This window comes from Methylobacterium sp. 10 (genome assembly GCF_000519085.1).
GTDB lineage: Bacteria > Pseudomonadota > Alphaproteobacteria > Rhizobiales > Beijerinckiaceae > Methylobacterium.
On the sequence record NZ_KI912577.1, the window covers coordinates 3521091 to 3537922 of the forward strand.

The following is a 16832-nucleotide window of genomic DNA, read 5'->3' on the forward strand; positions in this document are numbered from 1 at the left end:
TCGACTGGCCGTGACTACGCCAGGTGGAAGTCAGTCTGCGTGACAGTGGCGGCGTTGACGCCGAGGAGCAGGATCGTGTCGGCCCCGATCACGACGGCGGTGTTGGCACCGGCCTGAGTGATCGAGACTTCGCCGGCGAAGTCGGCCGCCGTGATCCCGAGGCCCGTCAGGTCCATGATGTCCTGGCCACCGGCCAAGTCGGCATCGAAACCGACGATCCGGTCCGATCCGAAACCGGATGCGAACACGAACGTGTCGTTTCCGGCGCCCCCTTTCAGGGTATCGTTCCCGAGGCCGCCGTTCAGACGATCAGCGCCGCTACTCCCATAGAGCGTGTTGGCGAGCTCGTTGCCGTTGAGGCTGAGGCCGCCGACCTTGGCGATGAGGTTTTCGATCGCTTCGCCCGTCCCCAGGGTGAAGTTGCTGCTGGCGTAGATCTTGTCCGTTCCGCCACCCGCCACCTCGTGGACGACGTCGCTTGCGCCGTTGACGTAGTAGATGTCGTTGCCGCCATTGCCGCTGAGGGTATCGCCGCCGGCACCGCTGTAAAGCGTATTGGCGAGCTCGTTGCCACCGAGGCTGATGCCGAGGTTTCCCGCCTTGGCGATCAGGGTCTCGACCGCTTCCCCAGTCCCCAGGGTGAAGTTGCTGCTGGCGTAGATCTTGTCGGTTCCGCCACCCGCCGCCTCGTGAACGACGTCGGTTGCACCGTTGACGTAGTAGATGTCGTTGCCGCCAAAGCCGCTGAGCGTATCGGCACCGGCACCGCTGTAGAGCGTGTTGGCGAGTTGGTTGCCGCCGAGGCTGATGCCAAGGTTTCCCGCCTTGGCGATCAGGGTCTCGACCGCTTCCCCGGTCCCCAGGGTGAGATTACCGCTCGCGTAGATCTTGTCCGTCCCGCCTCCGGCCACCTCATGCACCGTGTCGCTGGGGCCGTTGACGTAGTAGATGTCATTGCCGCCAAAGCCGCTCAGACTGTCGTTGCCGGCACCGCTGTAGAGCGTATTGGCGAGATTGTTGCCACCGAGGCTGATGCCGAGGTTTCCCGCCTTGGCGATCAGGGTCTCGACCGCCTCACCCGCCCCCAGGGTAAAGTTGCCACTTGCGTAGATCTTGTCAGTTCCGCCGCCGGCCACTTCGTGTACGACGTCGCCCAATTGATCGACGTAGTAGACGTCGTTCCCCGATCCCCCAGAAAGGATGTCCGCCCCCCCAAGGCCGTCGAGGACGTCGTTGCCCGCGCCCGACCGGATAATGTTGGCCCGGCCATCGCCCGTCACCGATTCCGGGGCGACGTCGTTGATCGTGATCGTGAAGGTCTTTGTGATGGAGAACGATCCATCGCTGACGGAGACGACGATGTCATGGCTCGGCGCCTGCTCAAAATCGATCATCGTCCGGTCCGCGATGACGATCTTCCCCGTGCTGTCGATCGCGAAGCGGCCGCCGGCATTGTCGAGCAGGGAATAGGTCAGCACGGTCGTGTCGACGTCGACGCCGACGACACTTCCGATGGCCGATCCGTTGACCCAGTTCTCGTCGGATGACAGCGGTCCCCCGACGATATCGGTCGGAGCATCGTTGACGGGGATGACGGCGGCCGTCGGTTCCGACGTGAGCCGTTCGGGAACGCCGAGACCGTCTAGGAAAGTCGCGACGACGCGGAGCGGTTGACCTGCCTGAAGGTCACCGGGCGTGAAGGTCGTGCCGGTCGCGCCGGGGATGTCCCGCCAGTCGGTCCCGTCGAAGGACTGCCATATCAGCACCAGGGTGCCCGGCCTGATCCCGTTGAGATCGTTAAGGCTCAGAACCGCCGCAGTAAGAACCTGTTTCTCGGTGGGCGTCGCATCGTTGATCGTGACCGTCCCGGTCGCGATCGCGTTGGTTCCGCTGATCGTGATGGTTTGATCGGCGAATTGGAGCCGCTCGATGTTGCGAATCGTGTCGGTGCCATCCGTACCGACGGTATCGGTCACGGTGCGACGCCCGCCGCCGTCGGGTCCACTAATCGTGTAGTCATTGAAGTCGCCCGAGAAGACGGCCGTGTCGACGTCATTGACGCCAACCCCGGTTGTGACGATCTCGCGGACGATGGCGAGCTGACCGGGGTTGATCGCCCCCGACAACATCTGGGCCTTAATCTCATTGAGGCTGTCCGCGTAGCGGAGGATCGCTCCACTGCCGTCCTTGTTCGCGTGAACGGCGATCCGGACGTTGAGCCAGACATCACCGTCGATGAAGTCGTTGCCGAGATTGCCGCGGATCAGGTCGCTGCCTGCGCCGCCGAGAAGGATCTCGCCGCCCGTCGTACCGATCCCGGCTCCTCCGCTCGGGTCGAAGACCACGGCGTTCGGCAGGCCCGGCGCCGCGTCGAGGAGGCCGCGCAGGCCGGTGATCCTGTCGACGCCCGCCTGAGTGAGCACGTTGACAAAATTCTCACCGATCACGAGCTTGGAGGCACCGGTCAGGATGTCGTTGAATTTCCACCCCGATAAGCCTTCGACGGAGTCGAAGCGGTCGCGCAGGATGATGTTCTCTCGGTTGTCAAAAACGCGGATGCCGAGATCGGAATCCGCCCCAGTCGGATCGCCCTTGTGGATCGACCAGTCGAACCCCTCCATCCCGTTATTACGCTGGATGCCTGGCCCTTCGACCATGATGTCATCGCCGTTCTCGCCGTCGTAGTCCGTATCGTTGCCCTGACCATTGAGGACGTCGTGGCCCACGATGGTGCTGTTGAAGAAGAGCTGCGAATTTTCACCCGAAAGTCCGTCGAAGCCTTCGCCGCCCTCGATCCAATCGTCGCCTTCGTTACCCATCAATCCGTCTGGGGCGCTGCCGCCAAGAATGAAGTCGTTGCCCAGCCCGGCGAATACCTCCTTGGTGTCGGTGGTACCCATGATGAAATCTTGACCGGCATCGCCGAACAGCAGATCGAGGCCCGAGCCGCCGTTGATGACGTCGTTGCCAAGGTTGCCCCGCAGCACGTCGTCACCGAAGGGATCCTCGATGATGTCGTCGCCATCGCCACCGAAGACATTGTCGGATTCCATGCCGGCATTGAGGTAGTCGTCGCCGCCATCCCCCCAGAGCGTGTCGATGCCTTTGTCGCCGTAGAGCCTATCGTTGCCCTCGGTCCCTCCGAGGACGAAATGCTCGCCGCCACTCACCTTCAGGGTACCGCCGACGTCATGTACCTTACCGTCGACGGTGATCGTGGTGCCGGTGTAGCTGCGCACGACCTTGGGATCGATCGCCTGTTGCGATGCTCTGTCCCAGGTCGGATCCAGACCATCCTGAGCGATACCGCGGTCGAGTTCGAGGATGTGGTCCGGCGTGGTGAACAGCGAGCCGTTGAGGTGGGTCGAATAGAGCTCACCGAGATCGGTGTTGCGCATCACCAGATCGGTGAAGGTGTTCGGCTCGAGGTTGTTGAGCAGGTTCAGTCCCTGAGTGCGGCTCAGATAATAAAGCCGGTCACCGTTCTGCAGATGCTCCATCTGGTATTCGAAGACGAAGTTGAAGGTGGACCCCAGCATGCCGCCGAACTCGTTCAGCTCCTCGGCCAGGCCGCCGATCCAGAGATCGATTGTGTTGAGACCACCGAGGCTGCCGCCGGCATAAACGCCGGACGCGTTCAGGAAATCGAGCCTATCGGCCGCGACACCTCCTCCGTTCTCGTCCACCCCCAGGACCAGTTCCATGGCTGCAACGCGCTTGTCATCGACGGTGGTAGCGCCGGTGATGGTCGCATGGGTTCCGTAGGCGGCGATGAAGTTGATCATCGAGGTGGGATTCTTGATGTGCTGGGCGAAATCTGCCCAGCTCGTATAGGGCTTGAGATCGGGGTCGCCGAAATCCGTGTAGAGTTGCCTACGGGTTTCGTTGAGCGAGGGGACCCCGGTATCACGAGCGCGAGCGATGTTCAGCGCTGCCAGATCGAGCGGCAGGCCGAGCAGCTTGCTGCGCACGTCCTGGACGATGAACTCGTCCATCTCGTTGCCGATGTCACGGGTCAGGCCTCGGATGATGGCGCCGTTCGTGGCGGCGAGGTCGTGGCCCGTGCCCACATACATCTGGGGGTTAAGGAATGCCTCGATCAAGGTCGCCTGGGCGTCGTCTCCGTTGACGGTGGACAGGTCGTTCTCGAGCCGGTCCACCGTGCCGGTGAGCATCGAATGGCCGAAGCGATAGACCACGTGCGCGAACTCGGCCACGATCGACGGGTCGATGTCGGCACTGTTGGTGAAGACGAACGGATCGACGTTGGGCTGAACACGGCGAGCGAATTCCTCGAAGACGAGATGCTGGTACTGCATCTCGGTGACGAAGCGCGCGGACTGGAAGAGGCGCTCGCCGTCCCATTCGAGTCCCGCCGTGGATGCCGGGATCTGCGTGATGTCCGTCGTCAGCCATTCGTTAATGAAGTTGATGTCGCCGGTGGCGAGGATCGTGGCCTTGTTTTCCTCCACCAGCCGATTGTGCTCAGAATGGAAGATGGAGTGCACCGCCGTGAGGGCGACGTTCTCGTTGCCGCGACCGTCGCCGGTGACGAAATGCGCGTCGAGCATCTCGTTGTCGTAGGTCAGCGGATTCCGGTCGTCGGCCACGAGATCGGCCGCATCGATCCCGCCGTCGAGATTGAGATCCGCGAGGTCGCCCAGATCGATGCCGCCGCTCTGGTTCGCATCCCTGATGACGCTCGCCCCGGCAGCGAGGTCGGCCGCGTTGCTGACGCCGTCGCCATTGAAATCGAGGCGGTCGTCGTCGGCGACCTGCCGGAGCTTTGCCGTTGTCGGATTGTGGTCGTGATCGACGAAGACCGGCTCGGCGTGATGCGCGATGTCGTTGAGGAAGGCGTGGTTAGTGCCGATGGCCCCCGCCGTGGTGATGCCTGAGGCGATTCCTTCCTTAAACCAGTTGGTGTCGTGCAGAGCGTCGGGCGCCATGACCATCTGCGCATAGCCGTTTTCGCCCGGAATGAAGCGGCCGTATTGGTCGGTCTTGAGCAACGGGACGTTGTGGACATCGAAGTCGCTGAGCCGGATGCCCAGCATCTCGAGCGCCTGGGCCTTGACCTCGGCCCAGTTGCCGATCGCACCGTCGAGCGATCCGTCAGCCGCCTTCCCGTCGAGGAGGCGTCCGGTCGAGACCGCATGGCCGAGAGCGTTCTTCTCGTATTCGCGCAAGAAGACCTGATGGGAAGCATGTGACGTATAGGTCTGGTTCTGATCGACGAACGATGTCGTCGTGTTCTCATGCTGCGGGACGCCGTTCGCATCGCGCGTCACGGTCGCGCGTGTCAGGGCCATGAAGTTCGTCGGGCTGCCGGGCACGTAGAGCGGGTCGTCGGGCTGCAGCGGGATGTAGACCGTGCCGTTATTGCCCTTGGTGACGAGGTCCAGCCCATGATCGAAGAACTGGCCGAAGAAGGTCATCCAGGAGTTGAAGCCGGGGGACAGGCCGATATCGGGCGACTGGTTCGGGATCGTCGCGAGGTCCGCGTTGGTGACGACCAACTCGTTCCCCGTCGGTGACACTCCCGGGCGGACCGGAACCTTTCCAGGATGATCCGCTTCGAAGGCCGCGAGCGACAGGGGATTGTTGAACCAAGCATCGACGGCCGCCGGGTTGTCGACTGTCATGTTGACGATGAGGTTGGAGATTATGCGCGGATCCGCGTCGGCGACATCACCCGTTTCCCCGTAATCGGTGTTGGTGATGACGGGCGCGCCCGGACCGAAGGGCATCGTGTCCCCGTCGTCGTCGTTCACGAAGACCGGGTCGAGCAGAAGTGGGAACGGATTGTCGGCGGCACCATATTCGCGCTGGAGGAGATTGTTGTCTCGCCCGTCGACCGTACGCAGGCCGTACGGCGTCAGGGCGGCGTCCGCATTCGACAGGCCGACATACACCGATTGAATCGCGGTCGTCATAGTCATGCCGCCAGCATGCGCCTCGGCGATCTTAATCTGCTTGAGTATGAAGCTGAGATCATCTTGATTGACAATGAAACTCGTAGTCATTGCTCCCTCCCCGAGTCGAAAACATCCGGTTTTGATGCAATAAATCTTCGATCTACGATTTTTCCTCCGCCTAAAATTGTAAAATATCCTGGCCCACATGCTATCGTGAGCGATTAAACATACGGAGATAAATAATGAAAAGCGCGCAAATACATTCCTATACATTAGGATTGTAAACGAAGTTAAAAAATATAAATGCACTAATTATGCTGCGACAGATGTCTATGTCAGTATTAATTCGTCTTTTTACAAAAATAAGCTAGCTCATATTTTGGTATATAGCCCTAAATAGATGGGAGACAGAGCATTGTGCTTAATGCCGAGCATATTGAAGGGGCGGCATTGGCCTGCTCCCTCGAGAGTATCGCTGGCGCTTCCCATGCGCGAGCCGGCCACTCGCGCGGCTATGCATGTAGTGCGGTCGGCCACTAATACCGAATTGATCTAACGGCTGAGCCCGCACGCAAGCATCATCGTAGAGGTGCCGAAAGAGGTGGTTTCCAGACATCGCCGACGGCTGACAGATCGAGGGTAACCAAAGATGGACAGGACAATAGGCTACTGGCAACCGATCGACACAGCCAGACCTAAGACAGGTGAGGATTTCCTTGTTTCCTGCCCAAATGGATTGGTTACCTTGGCGTGGCTGGCAGACGATGGATGGAACGACTCCACTATGCCAGACAACCTTGATCCACGGCTGGATCCTCAGCCAACGCATTGGATGCCGTTGCCGCAGCCCTTTCAGACTGGAGATGCCACGCCTCGTCTGCGCCGGAAAAGGGAGAAGGATGGACGAAGGTGAGAAATCAAAAATCGATTCTTTGTGCTCATTATGGCATCAACAGTTATCGATTGTATTGGTCTTCTATTTTTGAATTTTGTTATCATTCGAAAACGATGATTATATTATAGCGAATGCAGAGTGTATGTTAATTCGAAACTGGAAAATAATTTTAACGGCATTCTAAATCGACAATAATCAACAGATCTATTGCATAGAAATATATTTAATAGGAACTTGTTACCGACGATTTTTATTCCATTTGAGGTGCTTTGGCGCGATTCGGCGGCGGGCAAGACTGTGCGATTAGTTTGCGGAAGGGTGAGCGCTTTCTGCCGTCAGCACTGCTTTTTGAAACAGCTTGCCCTGGCTATCATCATTCTTAAAAGTGACACCGAACGTCCGTTTGTGCGTAGCCGACCTACTTCCGTTCACGGCACGATCCGGATCCAAAGCCCTCACTCCTGCAGTGTCCGCTATCGAGGTGCTGCCAGCGTCGGCTGGACAGCGGCAATGTGCGCAAAGCTGTCGATTCGCGGCCCTCGTTCGAACGTCCGTTTCTTCGATCTCGTCGCTCAAAACCGGACCGTCGCAAACTCACCCAACCCGGTCATACTCGCAGTCCCGCTGGGTGGCCTGAAAGCGGAACTTCCCAAGGCCTGCTAAGGGTCCAGGCCGTGTCAAAACCCTGGGATTGCGGCTTTTGCGGTCGGGTGACGTTCGGGTCTCGCGAGAATGCGCGGTTCATCGCGTCGAACGTGCTCTTGCGGTCGGGAGACGGCCAGTTTTCGTTGAGGGCGCCTCCTGGACGGTTTCCCGGCCTCTTCGGCGAGCGATCCATGCTCCCGCTCAGGTGGGAATCGCCGCCAGAAGCATCCGGCTTCCCAGGATGTTGAGAACCCGCGTCAGATTGTAGGCGAGGACCTGGAGCGCCATCTCGGTCGAGACGCGCGGCAGGGTCTTGGTCAGGAAGTGCGTGGCCCCCATCCGCGCCTTCAGCGTGCCGAAGGGATGCTCGACCGTCTCGCGCCGGACCCGCATGGCCAGCGGATCGCCGTCCAATCGGCGCTGCACCGTCGCCAGCACGTCCTCGTGCTCCCAGCGGGTCACCCGGCGCTCCTTGCCCGTCGTGCAGGCCGCTTTCATCGGGCAGGCCGAGCAAGCATTCGTCCAGTAACGATGCAACGTCAGACCCTTCTCCACCGTGGTGCAACGGTGGGGCAGCGTCTCGCCCGCCGGGCACAGGTAGACGTTCTCCTTTGGGCGATAGAGAAAATCCTCCTTGCCGAAACGGCCGGCGGCCTTGGCGCCCGAGGTCATCGGCCGGGGCAGCGTGACCGAGATGCCGGCGCGTTCGCAGGCCAGAATCTGTTCACCGGAATAATAGCCCCGGTCGGCCACCGCATCGAGCGTATCCGTCTCCAGAGCCTGCTTGGCCCGTACTGCCATGCCACTGAGCTGTGCCCGGTCCGAACCGGCATTGGTCACCTCGTGCGCCACGATCAGATGATGCTCGGTCTCGACCGCCACTTGGACGTTGTAGCCCACCATGCCCGACCCGCGCCCGCTGGTTGCCATCGATCGTGCGTCGGGATCGGTCAGTGAGATCTGCTGGTCGGGCGCCGCCTTCATCTGCTCCTCCAGACCGGCCAACCGCTCCATCTCCTGCCCGAGGCGGGCGATCTTCTCCTTCAGCCGCACCACCTTGGCAGCCAGTTCGGGTATGGGATCTTGACGATCGGCCGTGTCGAGCTGCGAGAGGTAGCGCGACACGCTCTCCTCGATCTGCTGGCGGCGCCGGTCGAGCTTCCCTTGTGTGAAGTTGCGGTCACGGTTGTTGACCGCCTTGAACTTCGAGCCGTCGATCGCGACGCGTGTCCCCGTCAGAAGGCCCATCTCGCGGCACAAGGCGACGAAGCGGGCACAGACGCGCCCGATGGCCGGTCCGTTCTGACGGCGGAACTCGGCAATGGTCTTGTGATCGGGCGACAGCTGGCCCGTCAGCCACATGACCTCGACGTTGCGGCCCGCTTCGCGCTCCAGACGTCGGCTCGACGGGACCCGGTTGAGGTATCCGTAGACGTAGAGCTTCAGGAGAGCGGCCGGATGGTAGCCCGGTCGTCCCGTCCGTGCCGCATCGACGCCCGCGAAGCCGAGCGCGCCAAGATCCAGCGCATCCACGAAGGCTTCGACCACGCGGACCGGGTTGTCCTCGGCGATCCAGTCTTCAAGACACGGCGGAAACAGCGTCGTCTGATCACGCTCGGCACCGACAATAAACCGTCCCATGCCAGCCTCCGGTCGACCCGAAGAAAGATACCATCATGGGAGTTTTGACACAGCCAGGGTCGACACCGGACGGTCGCATACCTGCAACTGAATGTCTGCTTCCGGGCCGGAGGCCAACTTCCGCTTATGGCGCATTGCTGATGAAGCAACATGGCGACGTGCGTCCGTCTGATAGGACGGCATGGATAGTCGGGAAAGCAAAGCAAGCGCGCTTTCACGCTCCGTTACTGCTGCGGGCATCAGCGTGTTCGCCCCAGACCATTGGCGCGTTCATGAGCGTGGAGATGCCAGAACCCTCGGGCAATGTGCCGGCGATTGCCGCCCGGATGAGGGACGGGGCGAGGAAGGCGAGGCTGAGGGTTATTCGTACCGATCGCTCGCTGCAGCCTTCCACTACGGCGATGGCATGCGTGTCCGCCACGCGGCCGGCGATAAGTTCGTCGAGCCAGAAGCGCGCCTTGGCGATCCCGTCGACGAGGCGCGCTCGGGTCTCGACCCGCATCGGCCGCAGCGATGCCGTCCCTTCATCACTTCCAGCGCGGATGATCTGGCGCCGACGACGGCCCGGTCGGGCTGACCAGGGCACGTTCAGCAGGGAGGGCTCTAGGCTTCCTGCTCCGCTAGCTCTTTCATCGTGCTCCGCCTCGTCCGGCTTGACGAAGCTGATCGCAAGATGGCTCGGGTGAACGACGATCCGGCTGACGTGAGCGATCAGGGGCATCTCTTCGGATGGTGAAGGTTTGTCAGGGGAGGGCGGTGTAAGCGCCTCCCGCACCGCCTGCTCGATCTCGGGTGCCGACACCCGCGGGACCGACCCGGCATCGCAGCGCTGTCCCGTCTCGAGCGCGCGTGAGACGTAGTAGCGGTAGTGGAGAGCCCCCTTCCTGGCCGAGTTCGGCGTCATCCGGTTGCCGCGGTCATCGTAGAGCAGCCCCGTCAGCCACGAGCCGGTGTTGCCCCGGGCGGAACCTTGCGCCTGCGCCTTGTCGCTCAGCGCCGCCTGGACCGCATCGAACAGTTCGTGTGGGACGATGCCCTCGTGCTCACCGGGATAATGACGGTCCTTATGGATCACCTCGCCGATATAGACCCGGTTGCGCAGGAGATAGGCCAGCGGTCCTTTGGTGAAGGCAATGCCGCCGCGGATCGTGCCATCTCGGCGGGGTGATCGCTTTGTCAGGATGCCCTCGCCCTGCAGATCAACCGCGAGCCCGTTCAAGCAGCCAAGCGCGAGGTAGCGTTCAAAGATTGCCCTGATCTGGGCCGCCTCATCGGGGCAGGGGACCAGCTTCTTGTCATGGACGCGGTAGCCCAGTGGCACGGGTCCGCCCATGCGCATGCCTTTGCGCTTCGAGGCCGCGATCTTGTCGCGGATGCGCTCGGCCGTGACCTCGCGCTCGAACTGGGCAAACGACAGCAGGACGTTGAGCGTCAGCCGTCCCATGCTGTTGGTGGTGTTGAAGGCCTGAGTCACCGAGACGAAAGAGACGCCGTGCGCGTCGAACAGTTCGACGAGCTTGGCAAAGTCCGAGAGAGAGCGGGTGAGCCGATCGACCTTATAGACCACCACCACATCGACGCGTCCCGCCTCGACCTCGGCTAGCAGCCGCTGCAGGGCCGGACGCTCGAGGCTGCCGCCCGAGACGCCGCCATCGTCGTAGGCCTCGGGCAGCAGGCGCCAGCCCTCATGCCCCTGGCTCTTGATGTAGGCTTCAGCGGCCTCGCGCTAGTTGTCGAGGGAGGTGAAGGCCTGATCGAGCCCGTGCTCGGTGGATTTGCGGGTGTAGATCGCACAGCGCAGGGACTTGGGGGCGTGGGTCTTGGAAGGTTGGGCCTTCGAAGGCGAGGTCTTGGGATGCGGCGGCTTGGAAATGGATGCGATCACGCGATCCCTCCCAATGTCAGAGCTATCGATGCCTCGCCAGCGCCGCTTGGTGCTCTGGAGGCTACCTTGTCCCGCAGCCCGAAGAAGCGGGGACCGTTCCAGCGAGTGCCGGTGATCGCGCGGGCAACCTCCGACAGGCTGGCATAGGTCGTCTCCTTCCAGGCGAAGCCACCCGCCACCACGGTGACGGTGTGAACCTCGCCGCCGAACTCCCGCACCAGCAGCGTGCCGGGCCGAAGCCCTGGGCTTGGGATCGGCGGGACGATGGGCGGCGCCTTCGGCTTGGCCGCGCGTTCGGCGGCGGCGCGGCGGCGCAGCCTCTCCTTCGCGATCCGATCGAGCAGTCGGGCACTGTCGCGATCGAGATCGCCCAGTGCCTTGGCCTGGATGCGGTAGGCCAGGAGCCGCACCATTAGGGTGCGGGACAGATGCGGGGGAGGGGCCGTTCGCAAATGCTGCCGCCAGCGGATGCGCAGGTCGCCCAGATCGAGGGAGGCGAGTCCTTCGATCTTACGCTTGAGCTCTGGGCTGATCACGGCGGCCATCACCGGGCCTCCGTCGTGGTATCGTCGGTCAGGCGATAGACGGTCCGACCCTCGGCATCGCATCCCTTCGTGAGGATCATCCCTCGCTTGCGCAAGCCGGTCAGGGCGGCGCGCGTCGAGTGGGCGAGCCAGCCGATGGCAGCCATCAGGTCGCCGACCGTGGCGCCCTCGTCACGCCGCAGCATCGCGATGATCAGCGCCTGCTTCGTCCCGGATCGCGGTTTTGTCCCGGCGCTGTCCGGTCCGGCATCCGCAACCGGCATCGAGGCGACGGAGCCGCCTACGTCGGGCCCGAAGCCAAGACTTTCCCGACCAGCGGTCGTGAGGCGCAGCCCGATCGGACCGCGCTCATCGCTGTGCCAGTGTGGCTCGTCCTCGATGACAACGACCTCGACCGCCAACGCGGTCTTGCGGAGCTTGGCGAACAGCGCCTTGGCGGCTCTGGTGTTCAGCCCGACCGGACGGGCGATCAGTTGGTCAGGGGATTCGGCGGCTGTCTTCAGCAGCGCCTGGTGCATCTCGTCGATCATGAAGGTGGGCCTTGCGATGGTGAGGCAGCGGGTCTGCTGCCACCAGCGCAACCCCGCGGATCGCGAAGGATCGGCAGGGGGTCGAGGGCGCACCGCGTCGGCGGCCTTACGAACGCGGACAGTTCCGCTCCATTCGCAGCGCAAGTCCAGTCCGAAATGACGGGGATCGCTCACATACCAGTGCACGGCCGCCAGCGAACTTATGCTCCGCTGGCCTGCGAACTGGTCTCCAGCACGGCGAGCCGAAATGCTGCGGAAGATGCATCGACGACCGGCGAGAAACCGGTCGAAATCGCCCAGAATCAGGCCCTCAGCACCGCCCCGGAGAAGGGACCGCCAAACAGCAACTCTTCGCTAAGTTCTTGAGATTGCCCACGTCTCCCGCGAAATGCGAATTCCCGTCATTCGCGGGGAGTGAGTGGTGGGCCCGGCAGGACTCGAACCTGCAACCAGACCGTTATGAGCGGTCGGCTCTAACCATTGAGCTACAGGCCCAGCGCCTATTCCCGTAGAGGGAAAGGGGGGGCCTCGTCCAGCGGTCGCGCGTTCGAACCTCGCAGATTGTCGCTGACTTTCCTCACCCCGGCCTTGCGGATGCGAGGCGTCCGAAGCCCGTTCCAGACCGTTCTGTGTAGTGGGCAAGCCGCGCACCCATCGATGGCGACCCACAGCGGTGGCGGGTTGGATCGGAAGCGCCCCGGGGGCAAGGTCGTCTTTGCGTTAAGGTCATGTTAACTCTGCGCCGACGATCGTTCCGCCGAGGGACTTGGTGTCTGCCGACCCGATTGAGGAGCCGATGGGCCGCACGATCCTCGCTTGCCGGCTCGCCGCTTCATCTCTCGCCTGCGCTCTTGCGGGATCGCCGGTTCTGGCCCAGGAACCGCTCTTCCTGAGAGTCAGGCCGCCAGGCGCCGCTCCGGCCGAGATCGGCGTGGGCGGCGGAATGCCGTCGGCGGAGGAGGTGGCACGGGCCCGGGCCGCTCGCGAAGCGGTATGGGAGCGGGCAGACCGCCGCGCCCGCATCGCGATCGCCTCCGTCTGCAGCGGCTGTCTGCAGCCGGAGCATCCGGCCGCACGGCTCCCTTCTCAACCGCGCCCGGAGGACGCCATCGTCCGGGCGCAGACGACACCGCCCGAGCCGCCCGCCGCCCGTGACACGGCTCCGGCAGACACCCTCGCCCAGACCTCAACCAGCCAGACAGGTACTCCATGACCCAGTCGCACCCCACCAGCGGCGCCGAGCCGGATCCGGCCTGCCCGGTCTCCCTCGATCTCCTCGGGGCGGTCTATCGCGCCGAGCTCGAGGACCTGCCCGAGATCCTCGCTGAGATCCCTCCCACCACCCGCGCCAAGCTCGCCGTCTACCTCTACGGCAAGAGCCACATGCATCAGCTCGGCCTGTCGGTGGCCCGGGCCTGCGATCGGGACGATCTCGTCCGGGTCGCCGGCGAGATCGGCTCGGTGGTCCACGGACAGGCGCAGATGAAGTCCGCGCGGCCCGCTTCCCCGAATCCCGCGGCCGCCCCGCCGCCCCGCAAGATCAGCCTCGGCGGCGGTTCTGCGCCGAAGAAGATCAGCCTCGGCGGATCGTCGGCGAAGTCGCGCTCCTTCGACTGAGCACCCGCGACCGAGCACTCGTTCGCGAGATCGTGAGGCGGTGACGACCTTTCGGCCAAGGTTGCCCTTACGGCGAAGACGGGCTGCGTGGCATAAGCGCGGCCGGTGCGTCCAGCGGCGCAGAGAGGACTGACATGTTCGGTGCGTGGTGGAAGCTCGGCATGGATGCGACCCTGCTCGCGATGGAGTCGCAGCAGGTGATCGGTCTTCGCCTCGCCAAGCTGTCCCTCGGCGGACCGGCCGCGCAGGTCGAGGCTCAACGCATGGTGAGCGAGAAGATCATGGCTGCCGGCGAGGCGGCCATGCTGATGGCGACCGGGGGCTCGACCCAGAGCATGGTGGCCGGATACCGCCGGAAGGTCCGCGCCAATGCAAGGCGGCTCTCGCAGGGCTGACACGGGCTCGTTGCGGCGCGGCATTAACCGAGGATTAACCAACCTCCGCTTCCATCGGGGTGACCACCCACGAGGAGAGCGCGGATGATCCCTTTCGAACAGCAGGTGCGCGAGCGCGCCTATTACATCTGGGAAGGCGAGGGCCGGGTGTTCGGTCGCGCCGATGAGCATTGGCTGATGGCCGAGGCCGAGCTACGTGCGGTGAGCCTCTCCGCACCGGTCTACGTTCAGCCCGTGACCGCCGACCTCAGCCTGGCACCGAGCCCGGCCAAGACCCTGAAGCCCCGCGCCTCGCGCAGTGCCGGCACCGCCGCCAAGGCCGTTGCCGAGAAGGCCGCCGCCCAGCCGTCCGAGACCGCGTCGCGCCGGACCAGGACGGCCAGCGCCAAATCCGCATCGGCCAAGCCTGCTTCCGCAAAGCCTGCCTCCACCAAGGCGCCCGCCGCTTCCAAGGCGGCCAAGACAGCGTCGAGCACCACCACGGCCGCCAAGCCGCTCAGGGTCGCCAAGCCGCGCGCTGCCGCCCCGATGGAATCCGCCGCGACCGTCCACTGACGCCGAGCGGCACCGTTCAAGCCCGTCGCCCCTCGCAGGGCGTCGGGCTTCTTTTTGCGCAATGACGTTCCGGCGCCGCGCCCTCTCCTGCGACACTTCCAAGCCTGAGCGAGCCGAAGCGCTGGCTTGCCAACGCGAACCCGCTCAGGGAGAGGCAGCCCGCGGGGAACGGCGCGACAACCTTTGCCGTTATACGGTGGTAGCATCGACGCGCGCCGACTCCCGGCCCACCCTTCCGAGGCCCGCCATGAAGACAGCCCTCTCCGCCCTGTTCGCTGTGTCGATGATGGCCGCGCCCCTGGTCGCCGCCCCCTCGGCTGCCGAGGCCGGGGCAGGCCCCTATCGGGAGCGGCCGGTGGTGCGGGAGGTCGATTCCACTGGCGGCATCGGCGTGGGTGGTCGCGCGCCGTGGAACCAGGCCTGGGAATACGATTCGGGCAGCGACAACGACCGCCGGCCGGAACTGCCCTATTACCAGCAGGGGCGCGGACAGCAGACCGGTGGGCCGGCGCGCAACCTGCTCCCCGATGACGGGCTCCAGATCTTTCCTCGCTGAGGGCCCTGTCTGGAACCGCTCTGCAAGCCACACATGACACAAATGCGTCAGAACCGGTCGTCGGCTATGAATAGTCGACGAAAGGGACTGGCGGAGGCGAACGTCTTCGCGTAGCCAACCGCCCGGGGAAAATGATCCCGAGCGACGGAACGCAGACCATGGCGCAGCAGGCCCAGTCGAGCTTCGATTCTCAGCGTCCTTACGAGCGGATGGCGCTTCAGGACCAGGTCGAGGCCGCAGTCGAGGATGGCACGACCCCGATCAGCCGGCTGCTCCGGCTGATGTTCGCGGTGGATGCGGACGCCACGGCCAACGAAAACTTGCGCCTGCGCCTGCGGGCGCGCATCGGCGCTCCGCGCAGCGTCTGATCCCCAGCTTAGCGTCTGTCACAAAACTCCCGCTCCGCCGTCATGCTCGGAGCGAGAACCGACCGTGATCGGGAGTTTCGTGAGGCACATTTAGCGCCGCCGACGAGCGGTGCGGGGCTGCGAGCGCGCCATGCAGGCCGAGTAGATCTGGCGGCCGATGGCGTAGAGCCCAATACCACCCGGGTCGGGCGTGACGAACACCTTCGCGCGAGCCTCGTTGCGACAGGCCGCATCCTGAGGGCTCTTGATCGGGGCCTCGGCATCGGCCGGCATCGCGATTCCCAAGAATCCCACAGTGGCCATGCCGGCGATCCAGCCCCGTCGGCGCGCCGCCGCATTCCTACCGCACGATCCGGCCGTTCCACCCATGATTTCCGCCCCCCCGTCGTTACGGCTCAGGTAGGGCGGATCGGCAGAAAAGCGTATCGGTATTATCCACCGAATCGCCGTTCCGGCCGGAATCCCTGCCTAGGGCATGATCCAAAGGCAGGAAGCCTCCTCCGTCACCGCAAGGCATTCGAACGGGGTTCCGCCGATCATGGCGCGATGCTCGGGAGCGCCGACGCGATCACGGGCGATTCGGCGGCATCCCGGATGACCGGAGAGATCGGCCGTTGCCGCGGCAGAATCGGACGGCGTCCGTCCCATCAGAACGCGCAGATGAACCAACGTATCGCAGGCGACGACGTCGCGCGGCGGGGCATCGCCGGCTGAGGCCGCCTTTATCGACGCCATGACGAGCAGGATGACGAGTCCCCAGCACTTCTGCGGCATCATGGCGTGACCTCTTCCAGCGTTGCTTTACCGACGCGAATATAGGGCGCACCGGGCTCCGGCGGCCGCGACCGATGAGCCATCTGCTGCCTGTGTAGCCAGCGGGATCGGCTCTCAGCGCTTGGCTTTGGCGGGAGGCGCTTTCTTGGCCGCGCGCGCAGGATCTGCCGGAACCACCGTTCCCGCGATGGTCCAGGAACAGATGCTGGTCCCGGTGACGCCGACGCAATCGTACTCGTTGCCGTTGAGCGCCGCGTGGTCGGTGATGGCATTGACCGTGTCGCGGCCGAGGAGGTTGCAGCTCAGGTGATCGGCCTTGGGATCGGCCAGGGTCGCCGCCGCCATCTTCGCGTCGCCGCCCGATTGCCGCAGGAGAAGGCGCAGATTGGCGAGCGACGGACAGCCGATCGCAGGCGCCGAGGCGGATGCGGAAACCGGGGGCGCGGGAGTCTTGACCGGCTGCGCTTTCACGGGCGGGCATCCGATCGCGACCGCGAGGAACACGGTT

At 63.7% G+C, this 16832-nt stretch carries 15 protein-coding genes, 1 tRNA gene and 1 pseudogene; 6 read left to right on the forward strand and 11 right to left on the reverse strand.

What is annotated here, in order from left to right; all coding sequences use genetic code 11:
- Nucleotides 1-14: 14 nt before the first annotated feature.
- The 8 genes and pseudogenes from K368_RS0116460 to K368_RS0116485 form a co-directional block, all read right to left on the reverse strand.
- The gene (locus tag K368_RS0116460) at nucleotides 15-5942 is read right to left on the reverse strand and encodes a peroxidase family protein (RefSeq protein WP_155935196.1); all 5928 of its coding nucleotides are present in this window, start codon (nucleotides 5940-5942) and stop codon (nucleotides 15-17) included.
- A gap of 1717 nt (nucleotides 5943-7659) precedes the next feature.
- On the reverse strand, nucleotides 7660-9099 hold the full coding sequence (locus K368_RS0116465; RefSeq protein ID WP_027173282.1) for an IS1182 family transposase: 1440 nt from the start codon (nucleotides 9097-9099) through the stop codon (nucleotides 7660-7662).
- A 214-nt stretch (nucleotides 9100-9313) separates the two neighbouring features.
- Complete coding sequence (locus K368_RS24880; RefSeq protein ID WP_348625549.1) at nucleotides 9314-10438, reverse strand: recombinase family protein; 1125 nt, start codon at nucleotides 10436-10438, stop codon at nucleotides 9314-9316.
- 9 nt (nucleotides 10439-10447) lie between these two features.
- Nucleotides 10448-10807: pseudogene (locus K368_RS27670) on the reverse strand (recombinase family protein); the annotation flags it as partial.
- 18 nt (nucleotides 10808-10825) lie between these two features.
- Entirely contained in the window at nucleotides 10826-10984 is a 159-nt protein-coding gene (locus tag K368_RS27675; RefSeq protein WP_348625539.1) for a hypothetical protein, read from the reverse strand.
- On the reverse strand, nucleotides 10981-11529 hold the full coding sequence (locus K368_RS0116475) for a DUF2924 domain-containing protein (protein ID WP_027173283.1): 549 nt from the start codon (nucleotides 11527-11529) through the stop codon (nucleotides 10981-10983). The genes K368_RS27675 and K368_RS0116475 overlap by 4 nt, the downstream gene beginning before the upstream one ends.
- Nucleotides 11529-12059: a DUF3489 domain-containing protein gene (locus K368_RS0116480; protein ID WP_027173284.1), complete on the reverse strand. Its 531-nt coding sequence runs from the start codon at nucleotides 12057-12059 to the stop codon at nucleotides 11529-11531. The genes K368_RS0116475 and K368_RS0116480 overlap by 1 nt, the downstream gene beginning before the upstream one ends.
- Nucleotides 12060-12478: 419 nt before the next feature.
- Nucleotides 12479-12554: transfer RNA gene (locus tag K368_RS0116485), tRNA-Ile, on the reverse strand.
- 274 nt (nucleotides 12555-12828) lie between these two features.
- Here K368_RS0116485 and K368_RS0116490 point away from each other — a divergent pair.
- From K368_RS0116490 to K368_RS0116515, 6 genes are all read left to right on the forward strand, one after another.
- Entirely contained in the window at nucleotides 12829-13272 is a 444-nt protein-coding gene (locus tag K368_RS0116490) for a hypothetical protein (protein ID WP_245259598.1), read from the forward strand.
- Nucleotides 13269-13676: a hypothetical protein gene (locus K368_RS0116495; RefSeq protein ID WP_027173286.1), complete on the forward strand. Its 408-nt coding sequence runs from the start codon at nucleotides 13269-13271 to the stop codon at nucleotides 13674-13676. The genes K368_RS0116490 and K368_RS0116495 overlap by 4 nt, the downstream gene beginning before the upstream one ends.
- A 134-nt stretch (nucleotides 13677-13810) precedes the next feature.
- Nucleotides 13811-14071 carry a hypothetical protein gene (locus K368_RS0116500; protein ID WP_027173287.1) on the forward strand — a complete coding sequence of 87 codons (261 nt, stop codon included), beginning with the start codon at nucleotides 13811-13813 and terminating at the stop codon, nucleotides 14069-14071.
- Nucleotides 14072-14155: 84 nt separating this feature from the next.
- Nucleotides 14156-14626, forward strand: coding sequence for a DUF2934 domain-containing protein (locus K368_RS0116505; protein WP_027173288.1), 471 nt, complete (start codon nucleotides 14156-14158; stop codon nucleotides 14624-14626).
- 247 nt (nucleotides 14627-14873) lie between these two features.
- Nucleotides 14874-15182 carry a hypothetical protein gene (locus tag K368_RS0116510; RefSeq protein ID WP_027173289.1) on the forward strand — a complete coding sequence of 103 codons (309 nt, stop codon included), beginning with the start codon at nucleotides 14874-14876 and terminating at the stop codon, nucleotides 15180-15182.
- Between the two features lie 158 nt (nucleotides 15183-15340).
- Complete coding sequence (locus tag K368_RS0116515; RefSeq protein ID WP_051074402.1) at nucleotides 15341-15550, forward strand: hypothetical protein; 210 nt, start codon at nucleotides 15341-15343, stop codon at nucleotides 15548-15550.
- Between the two features lie 90 nt (nucleotides 15551-15640).
- Here K368_RS0116515 and K368_RS0116520 read toward each other — a convergent pair whose 3' ends face one another.
- The 3 genes from K368_RS0116520 to K368_RS0116530 form a co-directional block, all read right to left on the reverse strand.
- Nucleotides 15641-15853, reverse strand: coding sequence for a hypothetical protein (locus K368_RS0116520; RefSeq protein WP_051439902.1), 213 nt, complete (start codon nucleotides 15851-15853; stop codon nucleotides 15641-15643).
- 165 nt (nucleotides 15854-16018) lie between these two features.
- Nucleotides 16019-16327 (reverse strand): hypothetical protein, encoded by a 309-nt coding sequence (locus K368_RS0116525; RefSeq protein ID WP_027173292.1) that lies wholly within the window; start codon nucleotides 16325-16327, stop codon nucleotides 16019-16021.
- Between the two features lie 111 nt (nucleotides 16328-16438).
- Nucleotides 16439-16795 (reverse strand): hypothetical protein, encoded by a 357-nt coding sequence (locus K368_RS0116530; RefSeq protein WP_245259599.1) that lies wholly within the window; start codon nucleotides 16793-16795, stop codon nucleotides 16439-16441.
- Nucleotides 16796-16832 lie beyond the last annotated feature (37 nt).